General features: G+C 74.6%; 23 protein-coding genes. 5 read left to right on the top strand and 18 right to left on the bottom strand.

Annotated elements, in window-relative coordinates:
• Positions 1–135: 135 nt before the first annotated feature.
• Together GA0070611_RS10515 and GA0070611_RS10510 are read left to right on the top strand one after the other, a co-directional pair.
• A complete protein-coding gene (locus GA0070611_RS10515; RefSeq protein ID WP_197675901.1) occupies positions 136–2,100 on the top strand; it encodes an AMP-binding protein in 1,965 nt (654 codons plus the stop codon).
• Positions 2,101–2,230: 130 nt separating this feature from the next.
• On the top strand, positions 2,231–2,518 hold the full coding sequence (locus GA0070611_RS10510) for a hypothetical protein (RefSeq protein WP_157740290.1): 288 nt from the start codon (positions 2,231–2,233) through the stop codon (positions 2,516–2,518).
• 61 nt (positions 2,519–2,579) lie between these two features.
• Here the strand turns inward: GA0070611_RS10510 and GA0070611_RS10505 are convergent, their stop codons facing one another.
• From GA0070611_RS10505 to GA0070611_RS10485, 5 genes are all read right to left on the bottom strand, one after another.
• On the bottom strand, positions 2,580–3,359 hold the full coding sequence (locus tag GA0070611_RS10505) for a cyclase family protein (protein ID WP_091661709.1): 780 nt from the start codon (positions 3,357–3,359) through the stop codon (positions 2,580–2,582).
• Positions 3,350–4,597 carry an FAD-dependent monooxygenase gene (locus GA0070611_RS10500; RefSeq protein ID WP_091661705.1) on the bottom strand — a complete coding sequence of 416 codons (1,248 nt, stop codon included), beginning with the start codon at positions 4,595–4,597 and terminating at the stop codon, positions 3,350–3,352. The genes GA0070611_RS10505 and GA0070611_RS10500 overlap by 10 nt, the downstream gene beginning before the upstream one ends.
• A 15-nt stretch (positions 4,598–4,612) precedes the next feature.
• On the bottom strand, positions 4,613–5,380 hold the full coding sequence (locus GA0070611_RS10495) for an SDR family oxidoreductase (protein ID WP_091661700.1): 768 nt from the start codon (positions 5,378–5,380) through the stop codon (positions 4,613–4,615).
• 77 nt (positions 5,381–5,457) lie between these two features.
• Entirely contained in the window at positions 5,458–6,159 is a 702-nt protein-coding gene (locus tag GA0070611_RS10490) for a 4'-phosphopantetheinyl transferase family protein (protein WP_091661696.1), read from the bottom strand.
• Positions 6,156–7,376, bottom strand: coding sequence for a nucleotide disphospho-sugar-binding domain-containing protein (locus tag GA0070611_RS10485; RefSeq protein WP_091661692.1), 1,221 nt, complete (start codon positions 7,374–7,376; stop codon positions 6,156–6,158). The genes GA0070611_RS10490 and GA0070611_RS10485 overlap by 4 nt, the downstream gene beginning before the upstream one ends.
• A gap of 164 nt (positions 7,377–7,540) precedes the next feature.
• Between GA0070611_RS10485 and GA0070611_RS10480 the strand changes: the two genes are divergently transcribed.
• The gene (locus GA0070611_RS10480) at positions 7,541–9,202 is read left to right on the top strand and encodes an FAD-dependent oxidoreductase (protein WP_197675900.1); all 1,662 of its coding nucleotides are present in this window, start codon (positions 7,541–7,543) and stop codon (positions 9,200–9,202) included.
• Entirely contained in the window at positions 9,199–10,626 is a 1,428-nt protein-coding gene (locus GA0070611_RS10475) for an NDP-hexose 2,3-dehydratase family protein (RefSeq protein ID WP_091661687.1), read from the top strand. The genes GA0070611_RS10480 and GA0070611_RS10475 overlap by 4 nt, the downstream gene beginning before the upstream one ends.
• A 58-nt stretch (positions 10,627–10,684) precedes the next feature.
• Here the strand turns inward: GA0070611_RS10475 and GA0070611_RS10470 are convergent, their stop codons facing one another.
• Positions 10,685–11,620, bottom strand: a complete 936-nt coding sequence (locus tag GA0070611_RS10470) for an aromatase/cyclase (protein WP_091661684.1) — start codon at positions 11,618–11,620, stop codon at positions 10,685–10,687.
• Between the two features lie 17 nt (positions 11,621–11,637).
• Complete coding sequence (locus GA0070611_RS10465; RefSeq protein WP_091661680.1) at positions 11,638–12,423, bottom strand: SDR family NAD(P)-dependent oxidoreductase; 786 nt, start codon at positions 12,421–12,423, stop codon at positions 11,638–11,640.
• A gap of 209 nt (positions 12,424–12,632) precedes the next feature.
• Here GA0070611_RS10465 and GA0070611_RS10460 point away from each other — a divergent pair, with 209 nt between their 5' ends.
• Positions 12,633–13,061 carry a nuclear transport factor 2 family protein gene (locus tag GA0070611_RS10460; protein ID WP_091661676.1) on the top strand — a complete coding sequence of 143 codons (429 nt, stop codon included), beginning with the start codon at positions 12,633–12,635 and terminating at the stop codon, positions 13,059–13,061.
• A gap of 88 nt (positions 13,062–13,149) precedes the next feature.
• Here the strand turns inward: GA0070611_RS10460 and GA0070611_RS10455 are convergent, their stop codons facing one another.
• The 11 genes from GA0070611_RS10455 to GA0070611_RS10405 all read right to left on the bottom strand — a co-directional run bounded on the left by GA0070611_RS10455 (position 13,150) and on the right by GA0070611_RS10405 (position 25,473).
• Entirely contained in the window at positions 13,150–14,073 is a 924-nt protein-coding gene (locus GA0070611_RS10455; protein ID WP_091661673.1) for a UbiA family prenyltransferase, read from the bottom strand.
• A gap of 84 nt (positions 14,074–14,157) precedes the next feature.
• The gene (locus tag GA0070611_RS10450) at positions 14,158–14,805 is read right to left on the bottom strand and encodes a response regulator (protein WP_091661670.1); all 648 of its coding nucleotides are present in this window, start codon (positions 14,803–14,805) and stop codon (positions 14,158–14,160) included.
• Positions 14,806–14,807: 2 nt separating this feature from the next.
• Complete coding sequence (locus tag GA0070611_RS10445; protein WP_091661666.1) at positions 14,808–15,836, bottom strand: sensor histidine kinase; 1,029 nt, start codon at positions 15,834–15,836, stop codon at positions 14,808–14,810.
• A 1,265-nt stretch (positions 15,837–17,101) separates the two neighbouring features.
• The gene (locus GA0070611_RS10440; protein WP_231921397.1) at positions 17,102–17,878 is read right to left on the bottom strand and encodes an AfsR/SARP family transcriptional regulator; all 777 of its coding nucleotides are present in this window, start codon (positions 17,876–17,878) and stop codon (positions 17,102–17,104) included.
• A 409-nt stretch (positions 17,879–18,287) separates the two neighbouring features.
• A complete protein-coding gene (locus GA0070611_RS10435; protein ID WP_091661659.1) occupies positions 18,288–19,640 on the bottom strand; it encodes an acetyl-CoA carboxylase biotin carboxylase subunit in 1,353 nt (450 codons plus the stop codon).
• Position 19,641: 1 nt separating this feature from the next.
• The gene (locus tag GA0070611_RS10430) at positions 19,642–20,160 is read right to left on the bottom strand and encodes an acetyl-CoA carboxylase biotin carboxyl carrier protein (protein WP_091661656.1); all 519 of its coding nucleotides are present in this window, start codon (positions 20,158–20,160) and stop codon (positions 19,642–19,644) included.
• Positions 20,157–21,893: an acetyl-CoA carboxylase, carboxyltransferase subunit beta gene (gene accD / locus GA0070611_RS10425; RefSeq protein ID WP_091661651.1), complete on the bottom strand. Its 1,737-nt coding sequence runs from the start codon at positions 21,891–21,893 to the stop codon at positions 20,157–20,159. Before accD ends, GA0070611_RS10430 begins: the two co-directional genes overlap by 4 nt.
• Positions 21,890–22,159, bottom strand: coding sequence for an acyl carrier protein (locus tag GA0070611_RS10420; RefSeq protein WP_091661647.1), 270 nt, complete (start codon positions 22,157–22,159; stop codon positions 21,890–21,892). The genes accD and GA0070611_RS10420 overlap by 4 nt, the downstream gene beginning before the upstream one ends.
• 22 nt (positions 22,160–22,181) lie before the next feature.
• Entirely contained in the window at positions 22,182–23,408 is a 1,227-nt protein-coding gene (locus GA0070611_RS10415) for a ketosynthase chain-length factor (protein ID WP_091661644.1), read from the bottom strand.
• Positions 23,405–24,673 (bottom strand): beta-ketoacyl-[acyl-carrier-protein] synthase family protein, encoded by a 1,269-nt coding sequence (locus GA0070611_RS10410; RefSeq protein ID WP_157740289.1) that lies wholly within the window; start codon positions 24,671–24,673, stop codon positions 23,405–23,407. Before GA0070611_RS10410 ends, GA0070611_RS10415 begins: the two co-directional genes overlap by 4 nt.
• On the bottom strand, positions 24,670–25,473 hold the full coding sequence (locus GA0070611_RS10405; RefSeq protein ID WP_231921396.1) for an SDR family NAD(P)-dependent oxidoreductase: 804 nt from the start codon (positions 25,471–25,473) through the stop codon (positions 24,670–24,672). Before GA0070611_RS10405 ends, GA0070611_RS10410 begins: the two co-directional genes overlap by 4 nt.
• Between the last annotated feature and the right edge of the window lie 15 nt (positions 25,474–25,488).

The following is a 25,488-nucleotide window of genomic DNA, read 5'->3' as shown; positions in this document are numbered from 1 at the left end:
CCCAGGGTCGCGGCGGCCGTTCGAGCCCGGGTCGAGCACCGCCCGGACCGCCGGGCGGCTGGACCGCGACTCGACCCGGCTGCGACCGGCGGCGGTCAGATTCGTCCTCCCCGGCCCACGGAAGGGACGCCAGCTGTGTCCACATCGACCGAATCGGCGGTCAGCCCCGCGCCCGGACTCGACACCGTGGCGGAGCTGCTCGGCGGCCCCCGCCTCGACCACCTGCTGCACCGGGCGGCCACCGCCGCGCCGGAGCGGGTGGCGCTGCGTACCGGCGAGCAGAGCGTCAGCTACGCGGAACTGGACCGCCGGGCCACCGCGCACGCGGCGCTGCTGCGCCGGCTGCTCGGCCCGGCCACCGACACCGAACCCCGGGTGGTCGCGCTCAGCGCCGTGCTGGACCCGGTCTTCCCGGCCGCCTACTACGGCATCTCCCGGGCCGGCCTGGTCAGCGCCGTGGTGAACCCCTTCCTGCGCGAGGAAGGGCTGGCGCACGTGCTGCGTACCTGCCGGGCGGTCGCCGCGGTGGTCACGCCGGCGGTCTACCGCCGGCTGGCGCGGGTGCGCGCCGGCCTGCCGCAGCTGCGGGTGGTGCTGCTCACCGAGGCCGACCCGGAGCTGCCCGGGGTGCCGGTGCTGCCCGAGCTGCTGGCCGCCGACGCCGACACCACCGACGGCCCGGACACCGCGCCCGGCGATCCGGACGCGCTGGCCAGCGTGCTCTTCACCAGCGGCACCACCGGGGCGCCGAAGGCGGTCGGGCTCACCCACCGCAACCTCACCGTCAACGCGGCGCAGACCGCCTGGGCGCAGTCGGTGGACGCCGACGCGGTGCTGCTCAACCACCTGCCGACGTTCCACCTGATGCACCTGAACATCGCGGTCGCCGCGGCGGCCACCCAGGTGCTCAGCACCACCGAGGACGTGGTGGACGCGGTCCGCGAGGCCGCCGCCGTCGGCGCCACCCACTTCTACGACCTGCCGGTACGGCTGATCCGGCTGGCCGGCGACCCCCGGCTCGCCGAGCTGTCCCTGCCCGCGGCGCGCGGCGTGCTCTCCGGCGGCTCGGCGCTGCCGCCCGACATCGGGGCGGCCCTGTCCCGGCACTTCGGCGTCCCGGTCGGGCAGGGGTACGGGCTGGCCGAGGCGTCCCCGTCCACCCACTTCGACCGCTTCGACCGGCCCCGCCCCGGCTCCTGCGGGCAGCCGGTGCCCGGCACCGAGTGCCGGGTCGTCGGCCTCGACGACCGGGCGGTCCTGCCGGCGGGGGAGAAGGGCGAGATCCAGATCCGGGGCCCCCAGCTCATGCCCGGCTACCTCTACCAGGGCGAGACCATCGAGATCGACGCGGACGGCTGGTTCTCCACCGGCGACGTCGGGTACGTCGACGCCGACGGCTACCTCTGGCTGGTCGACCGGCTCAAGGACGTCTTCAAGCACGACAACTTCCTGGTGTCGCCGACCGAGATCGAGCGGGTGCTCGCCCGGCACCCCGGCGTCGCCGAGGGGGTCGTGGTGGACCGGCCCGACGCCGAGCACGGCGCGGTGGCCTGCGCCATCGTGGTCCGCCGCGACCCGGCGCTCACCGAGGACGAGCTGACCGGGTACGTCGCCGACCGGGTGCCCTACTACCAGCGGCTGCACGCGGTCACCTTCGTCGAGGCGGTGCCCCGCTCGCAGAACGGCAAGATCCAGCGGCGGGACCTGCGGGAGTTCCTGCTCCGCCGTGCACCATCCGACCACGCCGCCGCCGACTCCCGGACGGCCCAGAGCGCAGCCCGCGCAGACAGGAGACCCGCTGCCATGATCCTGATCAACCACCTGAAGGTGACCGGCGACACCGAGGAGTTCGAGAAGGCGCTCAAGGACATCACCGACTTCATGAAGACGAAGCCGGGCTTCCAGTCGCACCACCTCTACAAGTCGCTGAAGAACAACCAGTACATCGAGATGGCGGTCTGGGACGACAACGGCGGGCACCAGGCCGCGCTGGCCGACCCGGCCTTCCGGGAGAAGGTCGGCAAGCTGCTCCAGCACGCCAGCGCCGACCCGGACATGTACCGGCTGGTCGAGGAGGACGTCCGGGTGGCCACGGCCTGACACCGGCCACCGGAGGAACGCCGGGGGCGGACGAGTCGAGGGACCGTCCGCCCCCGCCGCGTGTCACCGGCCGTCCCGGCACGCGGGCCCGGCAGGCTGGTGGACGGCGTCGACGAGAAAGGCGGGACGGATGGCACGGCGACCAGGGCGGCGACTGCTGGCCGGGGTGTGTCTGCTGGCGGTGGCGCTGGCCGGCTGCGACCGGGGCGGCGACGCGACACCCACCAGCGGCACGGTCACCGACAAGAAGCTCGACCCGCCGCGCTGCGGGGCGTGGAACAAGCAGCACCAGTGCACCCACCGGATCCCGACCCGCTACGAGATCTGTTTCGAGGACGGGAAGAAGCACACCTGCCGGACCGTGCCGCAGCACGACTGGGAGCGCTACAAGGTCGGCGACCACTACCCGGCGAGCTGAGCCCACGACGACAGCGCCGCCCGCCACGGTCCCCGTGGCGGGCGGCGTCCGTCGCACCGGGTCACTCCGGCAGCAGCGCCACCGCCCGGGCCCAGCCCGCGCCCGCCCGGGCCAGCTTCACCGGGAAACAGGAGAGCGTGAACCCGTACGGGCGGGGCAGCGCGTCCAGGTTGGCCAGCCGCTCGATCTGGCAGTACTCCCGCTCCCGACCGGCGAAGTGCGCCGGCCAGAGCACGCCCCGGTCCCCGGTCTCCTGGAACCGGCGCAGGATGTCGGTGAACGGCGCGTCCAGGCTGAACGCGTCGGTGCCGATCACCCGGATGCCGAAGTCCAGCAGGAAGTGCACCGCCGAGGCGTCCAGGCCGACGAAGTCGGTGAAGTAGGCGGGGGTGCCGAGCCGGCCCGCGGCGCCGGTGCGCAGCAGCGCGATGTCGTGCTCCGCCGGCTGGTAGCCGATCCGGGCCAGCTCCTTCGCCAGGTACGCCGCGTCCACCGCGCCGACCCCGGCGTCGCTCACGTCCAGCACGAAGGCCGGCGCGTGGAACCACTCCAGCGGCAGCTCGTCGATGGTGCGCGGACCCGCCGCCCGGTACGCGGCCCGGGAACCGTAGTGCGCCGGCGCGTCGACGTGGGTGCCGGTGTGCGCGGCCAGCGAGAACAGGTCGTTGTTGAGGAACTCGCCGTCCGGCAGCAGGTCCACCGAGAAGTCGATGCCGAAGTGCTCGCGCATCTCCGAGGCCATGTGGCGGGCCCCCTCGGCTGGCGAGAGCGGGGTGTGGGTCACCTCGTCCGGCTCCCAGAACGTCGCGTCCACCGGGGACGACAGGTCGATCATGCGCATGGTTGCCTCCCGGCGGGATCGTGGGTGAGCAGGTCCTCCGCGATCCGCAGCGACCGGTCGCCGAAGGCGATCCGGCCCAGCACGGCGCGGTACAACGGCGTCCGGGACGCGACCCCGGCCAGCCGGGGGCGGACCGCGCCGGCGACCCGGCCGGCGGCCAGCATCGCCCCGCTCTGCACCCGCTGGATCCGGCCGATCGCGGCGATCTCCCGGCGCCGCCGGGCGGTGAACCGCTCCAGCAGCGCCCGGTCGGCGTGGCCGGCCCGCACCGCCGCCACCAGCACCGGGTGCGCCGCGACGGCGTCCTGCAACGCCAGGTTGATGCCCTGCGCGCCGATCGGGCTGTGCGTGTGCGCGGCGTCGCCGACCAGCAGCAGCCCGTCCCGGGTCCACTCGGGGGCGCGGGCGGAGAAGACGTCCAGCAGGGTCAGGTCGCGCAGGCTGCGCAGGTGCGCGTCGACCAGGTCGGCGTACGGCGGGGCGGCGGCCCGGATCCGGGCCCGTACCGCGTCGATCCCGCCGGCGGTGACCTCCCGCCAGCCGCCGTGCGGCAGCGTCCAGCCGAGCTGCAACTGCTCCGGCACCGACCGGTAGGTCAGCACCGGGTTGCCGTCGGCGCGGAAGATCTGCACCCGGTACGGCGCGTCGGCCGGGGCGGGCAGCTTGCACCAGACCACGTCCTGGTCGAACACGTCGTGCCGGCCGGGGTCGATGCCGGCGAGCCGGCGCACCTTCGAGTAGCGCCCGTCGGCGCCCACCACGCAGCGGGCGGTGACGACCCGCTCCCCGCCCGGGCCGGCGCAGCGCACCCCGGCGACCCGACCGTCGGTGTCCAGCAGGGCGGTCACCTTGTGCCCGGGCAGCCAGCGGAACCCGTCGTACCCCTCGCAGGCGGCGAGCAGCACCGCCAGCACGTGCGGCTGCGGGATGCTCAGCAGGCAGTTGAACGGGCCCGGCAGGCGCCGGTAGTCGCCGTCGATCAGGACCCGGCCGCGCTGCACGAGCTGGAACCCGTCGTGCTCGACCGCGCCCCGCTCGCGGGCCCCGGCCAGCACCCCCAGCCGGTCCAGCACCGCCTGGCCGCCCGGTTGCAGGATCTCGCCCCGGAACTGGCGGTCCAGCCCGGTGGCCTTCTCCACCACCGCCACCCGGACGCCGGAGCGCAGCAGCAGCAGCGCGAGGGTCAGCCCGGCCGGGCCGGCGCCCACCACACAGATGTCGACCTCGACGTCCTCCACCGGTGGTCCTCCCGCTCAGGACAGCAGGCCGAAGCCGCCGTCGACGGTGATGACCTGGCCCTGGATCCACGCCGCCTCGTCGGTGCAGAGCAGCGCCACCACGTCGGCCACGTCACCGGGTCGGGTCAGCCGGCCGGCGGGGGAGCGGGCCGCCAGCCGGGCCGCCAGCTCGGCGTCCGGGGCCGGGCCGCCCTTGTCGAGTTTGTGCGCGGAGACGGCGTTCACCGTGACCCCCCGCCCGGCCAGCTCGACGGCGAGGTACCGGACGGCGCTCTCCAGCGCCGCCTTGGCCACGCCGAGGCTGACGTAGCGGGGGATGGGCCGCAGCGCGCCGGCGCTGGACACGGCCACGATCCGGCCGGCGCCCCGCGCCGCGAGCTGGTCGCCGAGGACCGCCGCGGCGCCGAGCAGCGGGGCCAGCGCGGTGGTCAGGTCGGTACGCAGCCCGGCCGGGTCCGCGCCGACCGCCGGCATCGGGTGCCAGGAGGCGGCGTTGTGCACGAAGATGTCCACCCCGCCGCGCCACTGCTCGGCCTCCGCGCGCAGCGTGTCGAGCACCGCCGGCCGGCGGATGTCGCCGCGGACGGCGCGGACCGCCCCGGGCAGTCCGGCGAGGCTCTCGGTGGCCCGGTCGGCGTCGGCCGGCGACCCGGCGAAGTTCAGCACGACGTCGCAGCCGCCGGAGCAGAGCTTGCGGGCGATCGCCAGGCCCAGGCCGCGGGTGCCGCCGGTGACCACGGCGACCCGCCCGGCCAGTCCCAGCCGGCCGTCCGACTTCTCCATGGTGTCCCTCCCCTCGCACCCGGCGCCCGGGTCCGCTCGTCGTCCGGCCAGCCTCGCCGGGCCCCTTCGAGGGGCGTTCAAGGGACGGTGTCGTCCAGCGGGTACGGCCACTCGAACGGGTGCCAGCGCAGCGCCGCCGGGCCGGTGCCGGCGAGCGCCGCGACGAACGGGCCCGGCACCGGCAGGTCCTGCCCGTCGAAGCAGCGGCCGTCGGGCAGCACCGCCCGGAAGCAGCCCGGCCCGTCCGGCAGCACCGGGAACGAGGAGTCGGCCAGGATGCCGAGGCCGGCGGCCTTGGCCACCGCCTGCCGGCGGACCCAGTGGCGCAGGAAGGCCGCCCACCGGCCGGCCGGGTCGGCGATGGCGGCCACCGTCTGCCGCTCGACGGCGTCGAGCAGCTCCACCGGGGGCGGCCCGTCCCGTCGGGTCGGCCGGGGCGCTTCCAGGTCGACGCCGGTGTCGGCGCCCTCGCAGACCAGCAGCACGAGCCCGTCCCCGCTGGCCGACCAGCGGGCCACCGGACCGGTGGCCCGCTCGCCGACCGGCGTCAGGTAGGCGTGCAGCCGGCGCTCGGCGGCCGGGTCCGTGCCGTGCGCGGCCAGCAGGTGCCGCAACGCCACCCGGCCGACGGCGAACCGGCGGGCCGCCGGGGTGCCGGAGAGCTCCCGCCAGAGCCGGTGCTCCCGGGGCGAGAGCACGGCGAGGGCGGCCGGGGTCAGGGGACACTCGTCGAGCCGGACCCACCAGGCGTCACCCCGCAGCGGTCGGCCCCGCGTCACGCGGCCAGGTCCTCGAGGGCGGCCACCAGCCGGGCCGGGCTGGGCCGGTCGTGCAACTCCTTGCGCAGCATCTCCGCGCCGGTGGCGTACCCCGGATCGTCCAGCAGGTCGCCGAGCGCGGCGGCGACCGCTCCCGCGGTGGCCAGGTGGGCCGGCAGGTGCCGGCCCGCGCCGGCGGCGGCCACCCGCTCGCCGGTGGTGGCCTGCTCGCTGGCACAGCTGATCACCAGCTGCGGTACGCCGGTGTGCAGGCTGGTCATGGTGCTGCCCGCGCCGCCGTGGTGCACCACCGCCGCACAGCCGGGCAGCACCAGGTGCAGCGGGGTGCGCTCCAGCACCCGGACCGAGGGCGGCAGCTCGCCGAGCGCGGCGGCGTCCCGGCCGGTGGCGGCGACCAGCACCTCCACCGGCAGACCGGCCAACGCCCGGACGATCGTCGGGAGCAGGTTGGAGGCCGGGCCGACCATCGTGCTCAGCGCCGTCGACCAGGCCACGCAGACCCGCGGCCGGCGCGCCGGCCGCAGCATCCACTCCCGGGCCGCGCCCGGCCCGTTGTACGGCAGGTACCGCACCGCCAGCCGCAGCGCCGCGTCGGTGGGCGGGGCGAGGCTCGCCGGGCACGGGTCCACCACCCGCCGCACCAGCCCGACCGGATCCGCCGGCAGCCCGTGCCGGGCGAAGGTGCCGCTGTGGTCCACCGGCAGCGGGCGCACGTACCGCGTCTCGCGGGTGCCCACCGGGCCCCAGAACGACAGCGCCGACGGCACCTGCCGCACCTGCCCGACGAGCAGGCCCTCCAGGCTCACCGGGTCGTGCAGCACCAGGTCGGGTCGCCAGTCCCGGGCGAACCGCAGCGCCCGGTCGAAGCTGCGCCGCTGCGCCCGGGCCAGCTCCGGTTCCTGGTCGCGCCGCCAGGCCGCCGGGTCGAACTCGGCCAGGTCGGCCATCGGCACGCCGGTCACCGGGTGCGGCGGCAGCCAGGGGTACGGCCACAACCCGGCCCGCGCCTCCGCCACGAACCCGAGCCGGTTGCGCAGCACCGCGCTCATCCCGCCGAGCACCGGCACCGGGACCAGACCGGCCCGGCTCACCGGCTCCGCCTGCGACGGCGCGCAGAGCACCCGGACCTGGTGCCCGGCGGCCTGCAACGCCCACCCTGTCGGCACCATCGCCATCCAGTGGGTGGGCCACTCCGAGACGGTGAACAGCGCCCGCACGGTTCCTCCTGATAGCCCGGCGTCGTGGACCGGTGCGACGGTGCCAGAGCGGGCTGGAGGGCCGGTCGAACCGGCATATGTCCGGACCGCTCCGCCCGCCCTCGATCCCCGCTCGTCCGCCGGCCGTTAGCCAGGGACCCACAGCTGACGAGCCGGGAGAGCGGATGGCCACGATGGAGGATCAGGTCGAGGTGCTGGTGGTGGGAGCCGGGCCGGTGGGCCTGTGCGCCGCGTACAACCTGACCCGACACGGGGTACGGGTACGGGTGGTGGACCGGGCCCCCGGCCCGGCCACCACCAGCCGGGCGCTGGCCACCCACGCCCGCAGCCTCGAGACGTACGACCAGATGGGCGTCCTGGACGCGATGCTGGCGGCGGGCCGCAAGGTGGAGCACTTCTCGGTGCACCAGGGCGGGCGCTGCCTGGTCCGGTTCGACACCGACTACTCGCGGCTGCCGACCCGCTTCCCGTTCACCCTGATGATCGACCAGGCGATCACCGAGCGGGTGCTCCGCGACGCGCTCGCCGGACTGGGCGTGCCGGTGCAGTGGGGCGTGACGCTGGAGTCGTTCACCCAGGACGACGCGGGCGTGCGGACCACCCTGCGGTACGCCGACGGCCGGACCGGGACCGTGCCGAGCGGCTGGCTGCTCGGCTGCGACGGCGGCCGCAGCACGGTCCGCAAGCAGCTCGGCCTGCCGCTGATCGGCGACTCCACCGAGACCTGGCTGATCGCCGACGCGATCGTCGACACCGACCTGCCCGGGGACAGCATCCACCTGCTGCACGCCGGCGCCGGCAGCGTGATGCTGGTGCCGTTCCCCGAGGAGGGCAAGTTCCGGCTGCTCGACACCGTCGACACCGACCACGCGGACGCCGCCGACGAGGTGGCCCGCCGGTTCGCCGGCAAGATCTCCCGGGTGCTCGGCCGGCCGGTCGAGGTGCGCACCCCGAGCTGGGTGTCGGTCTTCACCATCCAGCAGCGGATGGTGCCGTCGATGCGGGTCGACCGGGTGCTGGTCGCCGGGGACGCCGCCCACGTGCACAGCCCCGCCTCCGGGCAGGGCCTGAACACCGGCGTGCAGGACGCGTACAACCTGGCCTGGAAGCTGGCCATGGTGGTGCGCGGCACGGCCGGCGCGGGCCTGCTGGACAGCTACGGCGCGGAGCGGGTGCCGATCGGCGCGGCGCTGCTCGGCTCGACCCGCAAGGCCACCGTGTTGGTGGCGCTGCGCAACCGGGCGATGGCGGTGGCGCTGCCCGTCGGCACCGGCCTGCTCAACGGGCTGCGGCCGCTGAAGCGCTTCGTCGAACGCCGGATCATGGGCGCGATGTCGGCGCTCGCGCTGACCTACCGGGACACCCCGCTCAACCGGCCCACCGGACGGCGGGTCGGCCGGGTGCCGCTGGGTGGCCGGGTCAGCGTGGTGGACGCCACCGGCGCCGCCGCGCCCGGCTGGGCGGCGCTCCTGGCCGAGCTGCGCGAACCCCGGTGGCGGCTGCTGGTCGTACCCGACCGACCGGTCGACCCGGCCCCGGGCGCGGTCGCCCGCGCGCACCCGGACCTGGCGGTGCGCACCGTCACCGACGAGCCCGGCACACCGGTGGCCGGCGGCCCCACCCCGCTGGCCGACCCGGGGGGCCGGCTGCGCGCCGACCTCGGCCTGCGCCCCGGCGACTGGTACCTGGTGCGACCCGACGGCTACCTCGCCTCCGCCGGCACCGGCCTGGTCCCGGCCGAGGTCGACCGGCTCCTCGACTCCCTGCTCTGCCGGACGACGGGCGCCCGCCCGCAGCCCGACCACACCGCCCTGGAGAACGCATGACGTCCACCCTGAACGGCACCCGCTCGCGCGGACACGCCATCGCCCGCTCGCTGCTCACCGACACCAGCCCCGGCACCACCGACGCCGACTTCACCCGCTGGTACGCCGGCCGCCAGGCCGAGCTGCGGCAGAAGGTCGACCGGGTGCGGCTGGACAGCATGCGGGGCTGGCACCTGGCCCCGGACACCGGCAACCTGGAGCACGTCAGCGGGCGCTTCTTCAGCGTCCGAGGGCTGCACGTGCGCAGTGACTTCGGTCCGGTGCCGGAGTGGTACCAGCCGATCCTGGACCAGCCGGAGATCGGCATCCTCGGCATCCTGGTGCGCACCATCGACGGGGTGCCGCACTGCCTGATGCAGGCCAAGGTGGAGCCCGGCAACTGCAACGGCGTGCAGCTCTCGCCGACCGTGCAGGCGACCCGGAGCAACTACACCAAGGTGCACGGCGGCAACGCGGTGCCCTACCTGGAGTACTTCCGCGACGTCCCGCCGGAGCGGGTGATCGCCGACGGCCTCCAGTCCGAGCAGGGCTCCTGGTTCTACCGCAAGCGCAACCGCAACATGATCGTCGAGGCGCCGGCGGAGGTGGCGGCCACCGAGAACTTCCGCTGGCTCACCCTGGGCCACGTCCGTCGGCTGCTGGCCACCGACAATCTGATCAACATGGACTCGCGCAGTGTGCTGGCCTGCCTGCCGGTCGACGGCGACGCGGCGGCCGAGGAGGCCGGGCCGGGCGGGGACGACTGGACCGCCGCCGTACGGGCCTCGCTGCGCCCGGACGCGCCCCGGCTGCACTCCGACGTGGCGACGCTGAGCTGGCTCACCGACCGCCGGGCCTGGCACCAGGTGGTCACCGCGCCGGTGCCGCTGCGCGACCTGCCCGGCTGGCAGCGCACCCGGCACGAGATCGCCGAACGTGAGGGACGCTGGTTCAGCGTGGTCGGCGTCGACATCGAGGCGTCCGGCCGGGAGGTGGCCGCCTGGAGCCAGCCGCTGCTCGCGCAGCAGGGCGTCGGGGTGACCGCCTTCCTGGTCCGCCCGATCCGGGGCGTGCTGCACGTCCTGGTCGCCGCCCGGGCCGAGCCCGGCTACCTGGACGTGGCCGAGCTGGGCCCGACCGTGCAGTGCGTGCCGGAGAACTACGCCCACCTGCCGGCCGCCGGCCAGCCGCCCTTCCTCGACCTGGTCCGCGCGGCCCGGCCCGAGCAGGTCCGGCTGGACGTGGAGCTGTCCGAGGAGGGCGGGCGCTTCTGGCACACCCGCAACCGCTACCAGGTGATCGAGGTCGGCGACGAGGTGCCCGACGACCCCGGCCCCGGCTTCCGCTGGCTGACCCTGCACCAGCTGGGCGCGCTGGTGCGGCACAGCCACTACGTCAACGTGCAGGCCCGTACCCTGCTCGGCTGGCTGCGCTCGCCGGCCTGACCCCGGTACGCGACGAAGGGGCCACCCCGACCGGGGCGGCCCCTTCGGCCGTCGTGGTTCACGCCTGTTCGGCGTACTCCTTGGCGTGGCGCAGCGTGGTGCCGCTGTTGGTGCCGAGCGCCTTGCGGATGAACGCCTTCGCGTCCGCCACCGTGGCGTCCGGCCCGAGGATCGTCGGCACCGCCTCCGGCTTGATCCGTACGGTGTGCCACGAGGTGGCCAGCACCCCGTCCGGGCCCTCGGTGAGCACCCACTCGCCGGTGTGCAGGCTCATCAGCGCCGGCAGCACGATCTGCTTGTAGACGATCCGGTGCTCCGGGAAGCAGACCCGCACCGACCGGGTGGTGTGCACCGAGCCGTCCTTGGTGCTGGTGTCCATCGCCATCAGCTGGATGTTCGGCGTCTCCTCGGTCAGGTCGAGGCGGGCCACGTGCGGCAGCCGCTCGGGCCACAGGTCGGCGCGGTAGAGGAACTCGTAGACCCGGCCGACCGGGCCGGCGACCTGCTCGGAGTCGGAGAAGGTGAAGGTCAGCTCCGGATCCTCACCCTCCACGATGGCCTTCAGCCCGGCCAGCTCGTGCCGGCTGTTGCGGTCCACCGCCTCGGTGATCCAGCGGACGTGCTCCGGGTCGTCGTCGACCGCCCGGAAGTCGTGCAGCAGGGTGATCTCGGTCTTGTCGGCCGACACCGGGTCGAGCACCCAGGTCCCGCCCATCGCCGCCACCGGCGGCGCGGAGACCTCCTGGCGGAACTCGATGCGCAGCCGCTCCGGATCGAGTCGGCGGCGCGAGGTCCAGGTCTTCACGCTGTCGTTGGCGGTGGCCCAGAGCTGGATCCGCTCCGCCCGGTCGTCGCCGTCGAGCCGCTCGGCGTGCACGGTCGGGGCGAAGTTGCGGGGCCAGCCGGTGACGTCGGCGAGCAGGTCGTAGACGGCCCGGGCGGGCGCCGCCACGGTGATGGTGTGTTCCGCGGTGTACGTGCGGTCATCAGGCACGCGGTCCTCCGGGGGGATCAGTAGTTGCCGAGCCCGCCACAGACGTTGATCGCCTGGGCGGTGATCGGGGCGGCGGCGTCGGTGGTCAGGTAGTGGACCAGGCCGGCCACCTCCTCGGGGGTGGAGTAGCGGCCGAGCGGGATCTTGGCCTGGAACTTGTCCAGCACCTCGTCGACCGTGGTGTCCCAGGCGGCGGCGTAGCCGGCGCGGACCCGCTCGGCCATCGGGGTCTCCACGTAGCCGGGACAGACCGCGTTGACGGTCACCCCGGTCCGCGCCAGCTCCAGCCCGAGGGCCTTGGTGAAGCCGACCACCCCGTGCTTCGAGGCGGAGTACGGCGCGCCCAGCACCACGCCCTGCTTGCCGCCGGTGGAGGCGATGTTGACCACCCGCCCGCGCCCCTCGGCGAGCATCCCGCCGGCGGTCAGCGCCTCGCGGGTCATCCGGAACACCGCGTTCAGGTTGGTCTCGATCACGTCCAGCCAGAGCTCGTCGGTGATCTGCGCGGTCACCCCGCCGCCGCTGCGCCCGGCGTTGTTGACCAGCACCCGCAGCGGCCCGTAGCGGTCGACCGCCGCGGCGACCAGGTCCCGCACGTCCTGCGGCTCGCGGACGTCGGCCTTCGTGCCGGCCACCTCCAGGCCCTCGGCGGCCAGCTCCTTCACCGTCAGCGCCACCGCGTCGGCGTCGCGCGCACAGATGAACACCTGGAAGCCGGCCTCGGCCAGCCGGCGGGTGACCGCCAGGCCGATCCCGCTGGTGCCGCCCGTGACGAGGGCCGCACCGAGTCCCTCCGTTGTCATGTGTCTCCCTCCGATGGCCGTCAGCACCCGTACCGCGCGCCGGCTGCTGTCGACGGCCCGCGCGGGACAGCGCCCACGCTGGCAACCGGTGGTCGAGGGGGACTCAAGGGCGTGTCGACCGGCGGGTCGGCTCGAAGCCGCTTCGACGGTCGGACCACCGTCGGCTGCCAGCATCGGCCGCATCCGACCCCGCACGCCTGGGAGGCGCCATGCCGTCGACGATCGACCTGCCCACCGACCTGTACCACCAGGTGCAGGGCTTCTACGCGTACCAGATGCAGCTGCTGGACCGGGGCGCGGCGCAGGAGTGGGCGCAGACCTTCACCCCCGACGGGGTCTTCGCCGCCAACGCCCACCCGGAGCCCACCCGGGGCCGCGACGCGATCGCCGCGGCGGCCCGCAAGGCCAGCGACGACCTCGCCGCCCGGGGCATCCGCCGCCGGCACTGGCTCGGCATGGTCCAGGTCACCCCGACCGCCGAGGGCGCCCGGGCCACCAGCTACGCGCTGATCATCGAGACCCCGCGCGGCGGTCAGGCCACCGTGCGGATGAGCACCACCTGCGAGGACGACCTGGTGCGCGGCGAGGACGGCTGGCAGGTCCGGCACCGCCAGGTCCGCCGCGACGACCTGGACTGAGCCGTTCCCGCGGGCGGGCGGGGGCCGGCGCAGATCGTGACCGGTCGCCGACCCCGCGCCCGCAGCCGGCCCGCGGCCCGCGCCGTCGTCAGCCGACCAGCAGGCCGGCGACGACGGCGGCGTGGGCCGCGTACTGCGTCACCATGAAGATCCGGTACGGCCGGCGGCGGCGCTGCCGGGACCCGCGCGAGTGGCCACCGAGCACGCAGGCGGCCAGCACCACCGCGCCGGCCAGCACCACCGCGGCGGGCCACCGCAGGGGCGGCGCGACGGCCAGCGCGACCACCAGGAACCCCCCGCCCACGCCGAGCGCGTTGCCCGCGACCATCCGCCGGGCCCACTGCTCGCCGCGCCGCACCGCGACCGTACGCCGCCCGGCGGCCCGGTCACCGTCGATGTCGGACAGGTCCTTGGCCTGCGCCCCGACCAGCGCCATCCAGGCCGACATGGCCGCCGCCAGCACCAGCAGCGCGGTGCCGGGCCGCCCGTCGGCGGCGACCGCCCCGGCCGCGTACGTGATCAGACCGGCGACGAGGGTGACCAGGCCGGCGGCGGCGGACCACCGCTTGAGCGCCAGCGGCGGCACCGAGTACGCGTATCCGAGGGCCAGCACCAGCGCGGTCAGCGCGATCATCCACCAGCCCAGGGCCAGCGACCCGAGCAGCGCCAGCAGCGCCGACCCGTCGGCGATCTGGGCGGCCTCGGTCACCTTCAGCCGCCCGCTGGCGATCGGGCGCGCCGACCGGTTGACCCGGTCCTCGGCGACGTCGGTCACCCCGTTGAGCAGGTAGACGTAGAGGATGGCGGCGGCCCAGACCAGGCCGCCCAGGGCGAGCCGGCCGGTCGGGACCCGCAGGCCGGTGGAGGAGAGAGCCGCGCCGCAGAGGAACCGGCCCAGGAAGATGACCTGGACCGCGATCCGCGCCTCGCGGATGCAGAGCATCAGAGTGGCCGGCAGTTGGGTCAGCCGGACGGCTCGAACGCCGGGCGTCGTGGTGTGTGTGGTCGCCATGATCGGGACCCTAGGGCGACCGGACGGACGCGCAGTAGCGTCGCTCTGCCATTCCCGCTACCACTTTGGAGGTACGCCGCCCGGTCACGGCCGGCGGTGCCGGGCCACGGCGGCCTTGTTCACCGCGTCGATGCGGGAGACCGCGCCCAGCTTCATGAAGATGTTGCGCAGGTGCCGCTTGACGGTGCCCTCGGTGATGTAGAGCTGGCTGGCGATCTGGGCGTTGCTCATCGCCCGGGCGACCAGGTTGATGATCTCCTGCTCCCGGCTCGACAGCAGGCTGTGGTTGGGGGAGTTGAGCTGGTCCAGGCTGCTGCGTGAGATCGACAGCACCACCCGCTTGCCGGACTGGTGGGCGCTGCGCATGGCGGCCAGGAAGTCCTGCCGGCGGATCGACTTCAGCAGGTAGCCGGAGATGCCCAGGCCGAGCAGGTTCTGCACCACCACCGGGTCGTCGTGCATGCTCAGGATGAGGATCCGGGTCTGCGGCACCTCGGCGCGCAGCCGGCGTACCGTCTCGGCCACGTCCTCGCCGGGGATCTCCACGTCGAGCACGATCAGGTCCGGCTCCAGGCGCGGCGCGACCGCGAGCGCCTCGGCGCCGCTGCCCGCCTCGCCGACGACGACGATGTCCTCCTCGCACTCCATCATCTCGCGCAGCCCGTCGCGGAGCAGCGCGTGGTCGTCGACGAGCAGGACCCGGATCGGCCGCTCGCTCTCCAGCTCCGGCATCCTCACTCCGTCCCGAGTGGTACGGAGATCTCGACGGACGTGCCGGCGCGCGGGTCGCTGGTGAGCGACATCGTGCCGCCGATCAGGCTGACCCGCTCGCGCATCGAGCTGATCCCGGCGTGACTGCGGTTGACCGGGTCGAAGGTGAACCCCTGCCCGTTGTCCTCGACGGAGGCGGTGACCAGGTGCGGGGCGATCTCGACGCGGGCCAGGATGGTGTCCGCCTCGGCGTGCTGGAGCGCGTTGCGCAGCGCCTCGCGGATCACCAGGGCGAGCTGGTCGAGGATCTCCGGGGGGATCCACCGTTCGTCGCCGCTGACCACCAGGCTCACCGCCGAGCAGTTCTCGTGCATCGAGTCGATGTACTCCCGCAGCATGTTCTGCAGGCCCTGGGCGTGCGCGTTGGCCCGCATGTCCGCGGTGACGCTGCGGACGTTCTCCATCGCCGAGCGCAGGATGTCCTCCGCCTGGCCGAGCAGGCTGGTCGCCTTCTCCAGGTCCCGGTTGCGCAGCACCTCGTGCAGTTGCAGGTAGTGGGTGGCCACGCTGACCAGGGACCCCACCCGGTCGTGCAGCTCCAGCGCCACCCGGCGCCGCTCGCTGAGGTGCGCCTCCTGGATCTCGTTGAGCAGCAGCCCGGCGTACCCGCAGGCCGCCTCCTTCATCCGGGCCATGATGCTGTGGTGCAGCGCCCGGGCGGCGATCAGCACCTCCGGGACCGTCGGCTCCGACTCCTCCACCGCGTCCATGACGACCTCGTAGAGGATGGCGGCGGCGCGCAGCGACTCCTTCGGGTGGATGTTCGCCGCGGCCCGCCCGCGCCCCACACCCTGGCTCAGCGCGAGCGTGTCGACGTTGATGGTGACCGCCGAGTCACGCAGGCTGTCGTAGACGTCGTGCAGGATGCGGCGGGCCTGCTCCAGGCACTGCGCCCGGCTGTCGGCGTGCGTCACCAGACCGCTGCCGATCCGTCGCAGCCTCTCCTCGTAGCGCTTCAGCGTCTCATTCTGCTGTTTCCGCAGCGAGTCCACGGCGCGGCTTTTGTGGCCTTCCCGTGCTGCAGTCAACGCAGTCCCCCCCTGCGACCATGTGCTGTGGTTGCGGCTCAGATACTGCACTAGCGGGTGTCGGTACGGCAAGTTTCCCGATCGATCCCCCTCAACTGTCTAAGTCATTTCTTAGAAGGATCTTGGTAACGCCCACCTTGGGCCGAATGCCTGATTTGCCGATTAGTCCGGCCATTGATTGTAGAATCAATTTCCGGCCGGCTATTGGCTCGTTTGGTAAAGGAACAGTAAACCGAAGGAACGGAGGCGGCGGAGTTCTTGACACTCCGCGCCGGAACAGACTAGAGGGGTGCGGCGCCGGCCGTGCTCGCATCCGTCCCGCCCTCCGTGGAGCGCCCGCCGGCCCGGCACGTACCGCCTCGGCCCTGTGGTGGTCGGGCCGGACGGTGGCCCGGCGGTGACCCCGGGGAGGGTGGCTCCGTCCCGGGGATCCTGCCGCGGTGCGGCGGGTCGGCGGGGTGGTGCCACGGGCGGGGCGCGGCGTGCGTGCGAGGGCCCCGGGCCCGGTGTACGGCGTCGCGGCGGCAGGGCCACCCCTGGGCGGCCGCGGGGCGTGCGGTGGCGGCGCGCGAGCGATCGGGTGGGGGGTGGTGGCGGGTCGGTCGGTGCCCGGCAGGTGCGGTGCCGTGCCGGCCGGAACGCCGGCGCGCCGCCACGTCGAGGCGGGCGACGTGGCGGCGCGCCGGTGCGGCGCCGACGGGATGCCACCCGCCCTGCCGCGCGGGCCGGTCGAGGTGCGCGCGGCCCCGGCATCGACGATGATCCGATGTGGACGCCACGGGTGCGGTGACCCTCGGGCCCCCGACTGCGGCTCCCGCGATCTTGCAGTTGGTGCCCTCGCCATGCCCGACATGAGGCATTCGCCGGGGCGGCAAGTGCAAGATCGCTCATGGGGGGCGGCCCGCCGGGCGGGGTGCGCCTCGGCGGTTGTGGTGGCGGGCCGGTGGTGGCCCCGTGCTACGAAGGGGCCGGCCGGTCGGCGGTGCCGGTGCGGGGCGGCCCGGGGGCGGTGCGGCCGGTGGTCCGGCATGCCGGGCGGGCGGCGGAGCGGCCGGTGGGCGGGCCGGACGGAGCGGCGGGAGGGGTGAGCCGGGGATGGTCCGGACGGTGCTGGAGTGGCTCGGTGACCGGGCGGGCGTGCCGGCCGCGCTCGGCGGGCAGCTGCGGGCCGGCCGTCGCGCGGGTCCGGTCGGGTGCGACCGGACGCCGCGTCGAGGGCGTCGGGTGGCTCAGCGGGCCGGCACCGGCATGCGCCGGGCGGCCTGGGCCCGCAGCGCGGCGAGCGCGGCGTTCTGCGTCACCGGGCTCATCGGGCGGCGCGGCGCGGGTACCCCGCCGGTGGGCGCCAGCACCTCGCGCTGCATCCGCTGCAGCTCGGGGGAGGGGTCGAGGCCGAGTTCCTCGTTGAGGATGTCCCGCAGGTTCTGGTACGCCTGGAGCGCCTCGCCGCGTCGCCCGGCCCGGTGCAGGGCCTGGATCAGCTCGCCGTGCATCCACTCGTTGAGCGGGTACGCGGCCACCAGCAGCCGCAGCTCGGGGATCAGCTCCCGGTGCCGGCCCAGCGCGATGTCGGCCTCGATCCGCAGTTCCAGGGCGCGTACCCGGCTCTCCTCCAGGTGCGCGACGTGGCCCTCCAGGAGCCGGCCCACGGGCACGTTCGCCAGGGCCGGGCCCCGCCACATGGCCAGCGCGTCGCGCAGCAGGTCGGCGGCGACGTCGGCCCGCCCCTGCGCCAGCAGCTCCCGGCCGCGCTCGACCTGACGCTCGAAGCGGTCGGCGTCCAGCTCGGCGTCGCCGACGCGCAGCAGGTAGCCCGGCGGGCGGGTCTCCAGGCGCTCCTCCGGGCGGGCCGCGATGCCCTCGCGTTCGAATTTCTTTCGCAACTGGTAGATGTAGGTCTGGGTGGTGGTCACCGCGCTGCGGGGCGGTTCCGTGCCCCACAGTTCCTCGGTCAGCGAGCCGATGCTGACGATCTGGTTGGCGCGGCAGAGGAGCAGCGCGAGCACCCATTGCACCTTCGGCGCGGTCGGCGTGCAGATGTTTCCTTCGTGCTTCACTTCCAATGCGCCGAGAATGTTGAATTCCACTGCCGCTTCTCCTCTGTCGGGGTTGGGCCCGGGCGGGTCGAGGGGCGGAAAGAATTGTGTGTCTCCGGCCGCCTCGATTGGGCCGACATCAAATTATGAGCAGCCGTCGTCCGTCACAAGACCACCGGAGAGGTAAAAGCGGGATGTTTCCAAAGAGGTAGTTTGACGCATCGATGCTAGTCAGAGGGGGTGTCCGGAGGTGCCGGGGGAGTGGCGGGCACGCCGCGGCGCCGACGGGCCACCGGGGCCCGCCGGCGCCGACGGGGTCGTGCCGTGGGATGTCACCGGGACGGAATTCCCGTCCGGGATCACGGGGAGAAGGCGTCGATCAACCCTGATCGAGGACCGTGTCCACGATCGACGTGTCGTGTTTCCCGGCCCGGAACAGTGGATCGTCCAGGACGGTGCGCAGGAATTCCGACGTGGTGTGCACGCCGGGACCGCCGATGCGGAACTCGCCCAGCGCCCGGCGCATCCGGGTCACCGCCTGCTCCCGGTCCGGGGCCCAGACGATCAGCTTCGCGATCAACGGGTCGTACGCGGGGGAGATCCGCAGGTCGCGCCGGGCGTGGGTGTCCACCCGGACGAACGGCCCGCCCGGCAGATCGAATTCGGTCAGAACTCCGGGCGTCGGCACGAACCCCCGGGCCGGGTCCTCCGCGTTGATCCGACACTCGATCGCCGCCCCGCGTACCGTGACGTCGGACTGGGTGAAGCCCAGCCGCCGTCCGGCGGCGACCAGAAGCTGCTCACGGACCAGGTCGATCCCGGTCACCATCTCGGTGACCGGATGCTCCACCTGGATCCGGCAGTTGGCCTCCATGAAGTAGAAGTCGCCGTCCTGGTCGACCAGGAACTCGAAGGTGCCGGCACCGACGTAGCCCGCCCCGAGCGCCCCGTGCACGGCCGCCCGTCCCATCCGGGCCAGCAGGTCGTCGGAGAGCCCCGGGGCCGGCGCCTCCTCGATCAGCTTCTGGTTGCGTCGCTGCACCGAGCAGTCCCGCTCGCCCAGGTGCACCGCGTTGCCGTGGGTGTCGCAGAGCACCTGGATCTCGACGTGCCGGGCGCCCTCCAGGAAGCGTTCCACGTACACCCGCTCGTCGCCGAAGAGCAGCCGGGCGGTGGCCTGCACGTCGTGGTACGCGGCGACGAACGAGGCCCGGTCGCGGACCACCGCGGTGCCCCGGCCACCCCCGCCCGCCACCGCCTTGATGATGACCGGGTAGCCGACCTCGTCGGCGAGCCGGGCCGCGGCCGCCGCCTCGGTCAGCGGCTCCAGCGACCCCGGCAGCAGCGGCAGGCCCAGTTCGGCGGCGAGGCAGCGGGCCGCCGCCTTGTCGCCCAGCCGGGCCATCACCGGCGCGGGCGGGCCGACGAAGGTCAGCCCGTGCGCGGCGCAGACCTCGGCGAAGTCCGGGTTCTCGGAGAGGAAGCCGTAGCCGGGGTGGATGGCGTCCGCCCCGGTCCGGGCCGCCGCCTCGATGATCGCCGGGATGTTGAGATAGCTGCGCCGGGCCGGGCCCGGCCCGATCCGCACCGCCTCGTCGGCGATCCGGACCACGGCCGCGTCCTCGTCCTCGGTGGAGTAGACGGCCACCACCCGGATGCCCAGCTCCTGGCAGGTGCGGGCCACCCGCAGCGCGATCTCGCCGCGGTTGGCGATCAGGACGGTCTCGAACATGTCAGTCGCCGCTTCCGGCGCCGACCACCACGAAGAGCGGCTCGCCGTACTCCACCGGGTCGCCGTCGGCGTGCAGCACCGCCTCGATCCGGCCGTGCACGGTGGACTCCACCGGGACCATCAGCTTCATCGCCTCCACGATGGCCAACTGCTGGCCCACCGTGATCACGTCACCGACCTCGACGAACGGCTTCGCCCCCGGCTCCGCCGAGCGGTAGAAGACCCCGACGGTGGGGGAGAGCACCTGAAGGCCGGTGTCCCGCGCGGCCGGCAGCTCCTCGCCCGCCACCCCACCCGCGCCGACCGCCGGGGCGGGGGCCGTCTCCCACTCCAGCGCCACCTCCACCTGCCCGGCGCTGAGCCGCAACACCCTGGGGGTACGCGGCGCGGCGGCCAGCAGCCGCCGGGCGTTCTCGGTCATCGCGTCCAGCAGCGCCGCGTACCCCGACGCGCCGTCGGAGTCCGTTCCGGTGACGCGCAGCGTACGCGCGCCGTTGCTCACCTCGGGGGCCGCGGTCATCGCTGCTCTCCCTTCCCCGCCGCGAGCGGCGCGATCAGCGGGGCCGGCGCGTCGACGGCGGTGGCCGCCAGCGTCTCCGGCGTCCCGAAACGACGGAACCGGGCCCTGCGCTCGGCGACGAGTTGCCGGGGGGAGAGCCCGCTGAGTTCGTGCAGCGCCCGGGTGAGGGCGCGGCGCAGCTGTTCGGCGGCGGCCGGCGGATCGGCCCCGGCCCCGCCCGCGGGCTCCGGCACCACCGCGTCCACCACGCCCAGCCGGAGCAGTTCCCGGGCCTCCAGGCGCAGCGCGCGGGCGGCGGTCGGCGCCCGGGTGGCGTCCTTCCACAGGATCGCGGCGCAGCCCTCCGGGCTGATCACCGAGTAGACCGCGTTGGCGCACAGGTAGACCCGGTCGGCGACGGCCAGTGCGAGCGCGCCGCCGCTGCCGCCCTCGCCGGTCACCACCGACACCACCGGCACCGGCAGGCCGCTCATCAGCCGGATGCTCTCGGCCACGGCGATCGCCTGGCCCTGCTCCTCGGCCTCCAGCCCCGGGTACGCCCCGGGGGTGTCGACCAGGGTGACCACCGGTAGGCCCAGCTTGGCGGCGAGCCGCATCAGCCGCTGCGCCTTGCGGTAGCCGGCCGGCGAGGCCATCCCGTGGTTGACCGCCAGCATCTCGGCCGGGGTGTGGCCCTTGCGGTGCCCGACCAGCAGCACCGGCCGACCGTCCAGCCGGCCCACCCCGCCGACGATCGCCGGGCAGTCCGCGCCGGCCCGGTCGCCGCGCAGCTCGACGAAGCCGTGCAGCAGCCGGGCCGCGTACTCCAGCGTGGTGGGCCGCTCCAGGGCCCGGGCCTCCCGGACCGCCTGCCACGCGTCGCGCTGCGGCAGCTGCTCCGGGTCACGCAGCAGCACGTCGGCGTCGACCGGGGCGGGCGCCGGCGCGTCGACGGTGGCGAGCAGATCGGCCAGCGTCGCCCGCAGCTCCCGGCGGGGCCGGATCAGGTCGATCAGGCCCCGCTCCAGCAGGAACTCGGCGGTCTGGAAACCCGCCGGCAGCGGGCGGCGGATGGTCTGCTCGATCACCCGGGGGCCGGCGAAGCCCAGCCGGGCGCCGGGCTCCGCCATGATCACGTCGGTGAGGGTCGCGAACGACGCGGCGGTCCCACCGAACGTCGGGTCGGTGACCAGCGAGACGGTCAGCACCCCGGCCTCGTCCAGCGCGGCCAGCGCCTGCGCGGTCTTGGCCATCTGCATCAGCGACAGCGCGCCCTCCTGCATCCGTGCCCCGCCGGAGGCGGCCACGATCAGCAGCGGGGTGCGGTCGGCCAGCGCGGTCTCCGCGGCCAGCGTGATCAGCTCGCCGACCGCGCAACCCAGGCTGCCGCCGAGGAACCGGAAGTCCATCACCGCCACGACCAGCGGTCGGCCGTGCACGGTGCCCCGGGCGCAGCGCACCGCCTCGTCCACGCCGGTCGCCCGGCGGGCCCGCTCGACCCGCTGCGGGTACGGCACGGTGTCCACGAAGCCCAGCGGGTCGGCGGTGACCGCCGGCAGGTCCAGCGGTGCGACCGAGCCCGGGTCGAGCAACTGGCGCAGCCGCTCGTCCGCGCCGATCGGCTCGTGCCGGTCGCACTCGGGACAGACGTGCAGGTTGCGGCGCAGCCGTTTGCCGTACACCAGGTGCCGGCAGCCCCCGCAGAGCACCCAGTCCGCGGTGGCCGCCGGCGCCGGGCTGGCGACGTCGGTCATGCCGCCGCGACCTCGTCGCCGGTGAGACTGCGGTTCACCAGGTCCAGCAGCAGCCGCGGGGTACGCGCCTCGGTGACCTCCTCCTCCGCCAGCCGGATGCCGTAGCGCCGCTCGATCCGGCTGCCGGTCTCCAGCATCGCCAGCGAGTCGTAGCCGAGGTCGGCGAACTCCACGTCGGCGATGTCGCCACCGAGGTCGATGTTCTCGTCCACGCCCGCGCACTCCGTCATGGTGGTCCGCAGGTCGTCGAGGGTCATCGGGGCCATGGTCGTCTCCTTCTGGGTCGAATCAGGACGTGGTCGTACGCGGCGCGCGGACCACCACGGCGGCGTTGAAGCCGCCGTGACCGCGGGCCAGCACCAGCGCGGTGCGCAGGTCGGTGGTGCGGGTCTCGCGGACGAGGTCGAGCCGGTGCTCCGGGTCGGGATCGGTCAGGTGCACCGCGGCCGGGATCACCCCCTCGCGCAGCGCGAGCAGGGCGGCGGCCAGGTCGAGCGAGGCGCCGCCGGAGTAGAGCCGGCCGGTCATCGTCTTCGGCACCGCCACCGGCACGCCGTACGGGCCGAACACCTCGGTGATCGCCTCGGCCTCCACCCGGTCCGCGTCGGGCAGCCCGGCCGCGTCGGCGAAGACCACGTCCACCTCGGTCGGGGCCAGCCCGGCGTCGGCGAGGGCCTGGCGCACCGCGCGGGCCAGCCCGGGCGGGCGGCCGGAGCCGGGCCGCGGGTCGAAGGTGGCGGCGTAGCCGGCGATCTCGCCGTACACCCGGGCGCCGCGCGCGGCGGCGGCGTCGGCCTCCTCCACCACCAGCATCGCGCCGCCCTCACCGGGCACGAACCCGCAGGCGTCGGTGTCGAACGGCAGGTACGCCCGGTCCGGCTCGGTCCGGGTGCTCAGCCGGCCGCTGGCCACCTGGGCCACCCAGCCCCACGGGCAGAGCGACGCGTCCACCCCGCCGACCAGCACCGCCGGCAGGCCGGCGCGGACGTGCCGGCGGGCCTGCCCCACCGCGTCCAGGCCGCCGGCCTGGTCGGTGACGAGCACCCCGCTGGGCCCGCGGACGCCCTGCCGGATCGAGATCTGCCCGGTGTTGACCGCGTAGAACCAGGCGAACGACTGGTACGCGCTGACGTACTGGCTGCCCTTGCTCCACAGCTCCTGGAGTTCCTTCTGGCCGAACTCGAAGCCGCCGGAGGCGCTCGCGGTGACCACGCTCATCTGGTACTCCGGCACGTCGGCCGGGTCGAGCGCGGCGTCGGCGAGGGCCCAGTCGGTGGCGGCCAGGGCGAGCTGGGTCATCCGGTCGGTCTGCGCCAGCAGCCGGCTGGGCAGGTGCTCGGCGGCCACGAAGTCGGTGATCTCCCCGGCCAGCCGCGCCGGGTACGACGTCGGGTCGAACCGGGTCAGCCGCCGGATGCCGCTGGTCCCGGCCTTGGTCGCCGTCCACCAGTCGTCGACGCCGAGCCCGTTCGGGGCGGCCACGCCGAGCCCGGTCACCACCGCGGTCGCGGTCATCGTTCTCCTCCGTCCGGGCGGGTCAGCACCATCGCGCTCTGGAACCCGCCGAAGCCGCTGCCGACGCTGAGCACCGTGTCGAGCCGCTTCTCCCGCGCCTGCAACGGCACGTAGTCCAGGTCGCACTCCGGGTCCGGCTCGTGCAGGTTGGCCGTCGGCGGCACCACGCCGTCGCGGATGGCCAGCGCGCAGGCGGCCACCTCGATCGAGCCGATCGCGCCCAGCGAGTGACCGATCATCGACTTGATCGAGCTCATCGGCGTCCGGTACGCGTGGTCGCGCAGGCTCAGCTTCACCGCCGCCGTCTCGTGCCGGTCGTTCTGCTTCGTGCCGGAGCCGTGCGCGTTGACGTAGTCCACGTCGTCCGGGTTCACCCGCGCCTGGCGCAGCGCGTGGTCGATCGCGGCGGACATCTCCCGCCCGTCCGGGCGCAACCCGGTCATGTGGAAGGCGTTGCAGCGCGACGCGAACCCGGACACCTCCGCGTAGACCGGCGCGCCCCGCCGGCGGGCGTGCTCCAGCTCCTCCAGCACGAACACGGCGGCGCCCTCGCCGAGCACGAACCCGTTGCGGCTGCGGTCGAACGGCCGCGACGCGTGCTCCGGGTCGTCGTTGCGCGGGGTGGTCGCCTTGATCGCGTCGAAGCACGCCACGGTGATCGGGGAGATCGGGGCGTCGGTGGCGCCGGCCACCATCACGTCGGTCGACCCCTCCCGGATCAGCTGCACCGCGTGGCCGAGGGTGTCCAGCCCGGAGGTGCAGCCGGTGGAGACCACCGCCGTCGGGCCCTCGGCACCCACCTCCCAGGCCACCTCGGTCGCCAGCGACCCGGGGACCAGGTAGTTGTAGAGGTGCGGCACGCCGTACGTGTGGTCGACCAGCCAGCGCCGGCCCTCGTCGCTGACCACCGCGTACTCGCGCTCCAGGCTCATCGTGCAGCCGACCGCGCTGCCGATGGTCACGCCCAGCCGGGTCGGGTCCAGCTCCTCCAGCTCCAGCCCGGCGTCGCCGACGGCCTCCCGGGTGCAGACCACCGCGAACTGCGCGGCGCGGTCCATCCGCCGGATCTCCTGCAACCCGAGGCCGTGCGCGGCCGGGTCGAAGTCGCACTCGGCGGCCAGCTGCGAGCGGAACGGCGACGGGTCGAAGAAGGAGATCCGCCGGGTCGCCGTCCGGCCCGCGGTGAGCAGGCTCCAGAACTCCTTGGTGCCGGTGCCGCCCGGCGCCACCACCCCGATGCCGGTGATGGCCACCCGCCGGGTCACGACGCGTCCTTGCGGACCGGGGCCGGACCGGCCGGGGCGCCCAGGTCCCAGCCGCCGTCGACGGTGAGCACCTGGCCGGTCAGCCAGGAGCTGCCCGTCTCGGCCAGCCGGGTGATCCACGGGGTGACGTCGTCGACCTGGCCGTACCGGCCCAGCGGGAACGCCTTGATCTTCTGGGCCCGGATGGCGGCGAGCTGCTCCTCCGGCACGCCCAGCGCGGCGGCGGTGAGCGCCTCGGTCTCCACCGTCCCCGGCGCGACCGCGTTGACCCGGATGCCCCGCGGGGCCAGCTCCTTGGCCCAGGAGCGGGTCATGCTGTCCACCGCCGCCTTGCTGGCGGCGTAGGCGAACTGGCCGGGGGAGGGCAGGTGGCCGGTGACGCTGGAGATCAGCACCAGGGCCGCGCCCGGGGAGCGCAGCAGCGGCAGCAGCTCGGCGGTGAGCACGGCCGCGCCCACCACGTTGATGTCCAGGATCTCCCGGACCGCGGCGGCGTCGAGCCGGTCCAGCGGGGTGGGGCGGAACACTCCGGCGTTGTGCACCAGCACGTCGAGCGTGTCGGTGCGCTCCCGGACCGCCGCCGCCACGGCGGCCGGCCCGCCGTCGGCGCGGATGTCCGCGACGACGGGCACCAGCGCCGGGTGGTCGACGGCGGCCTTCTCCAGCGGCTCGGCGCGGCGGCCGACCAGGTAGACCCCGGCGGCACCCTGCTCGGCGAAGGCCAGGGCGGCGGCCCGGCCGATGCCGGTGCCGCCGCCGGTGACGACGACGTGTTGGCCGGTGAACGGTTGATGCGGCACGGTGGGTCCTCGCTC

The sequence above is a fragment of the Micromonospora auratinigra genome, assembly GCF_900089595.1.
GTDB classification, from domain to species: Bacteria; Actinomycetota; Actinomycetes; order Mycobacteriales; family Micromonosporaceae; genus Micromonospora; species Micromonospora auratinigra.
This window is presented reverse-complemented; position numbering and strand designations above follow the sequence as displayed.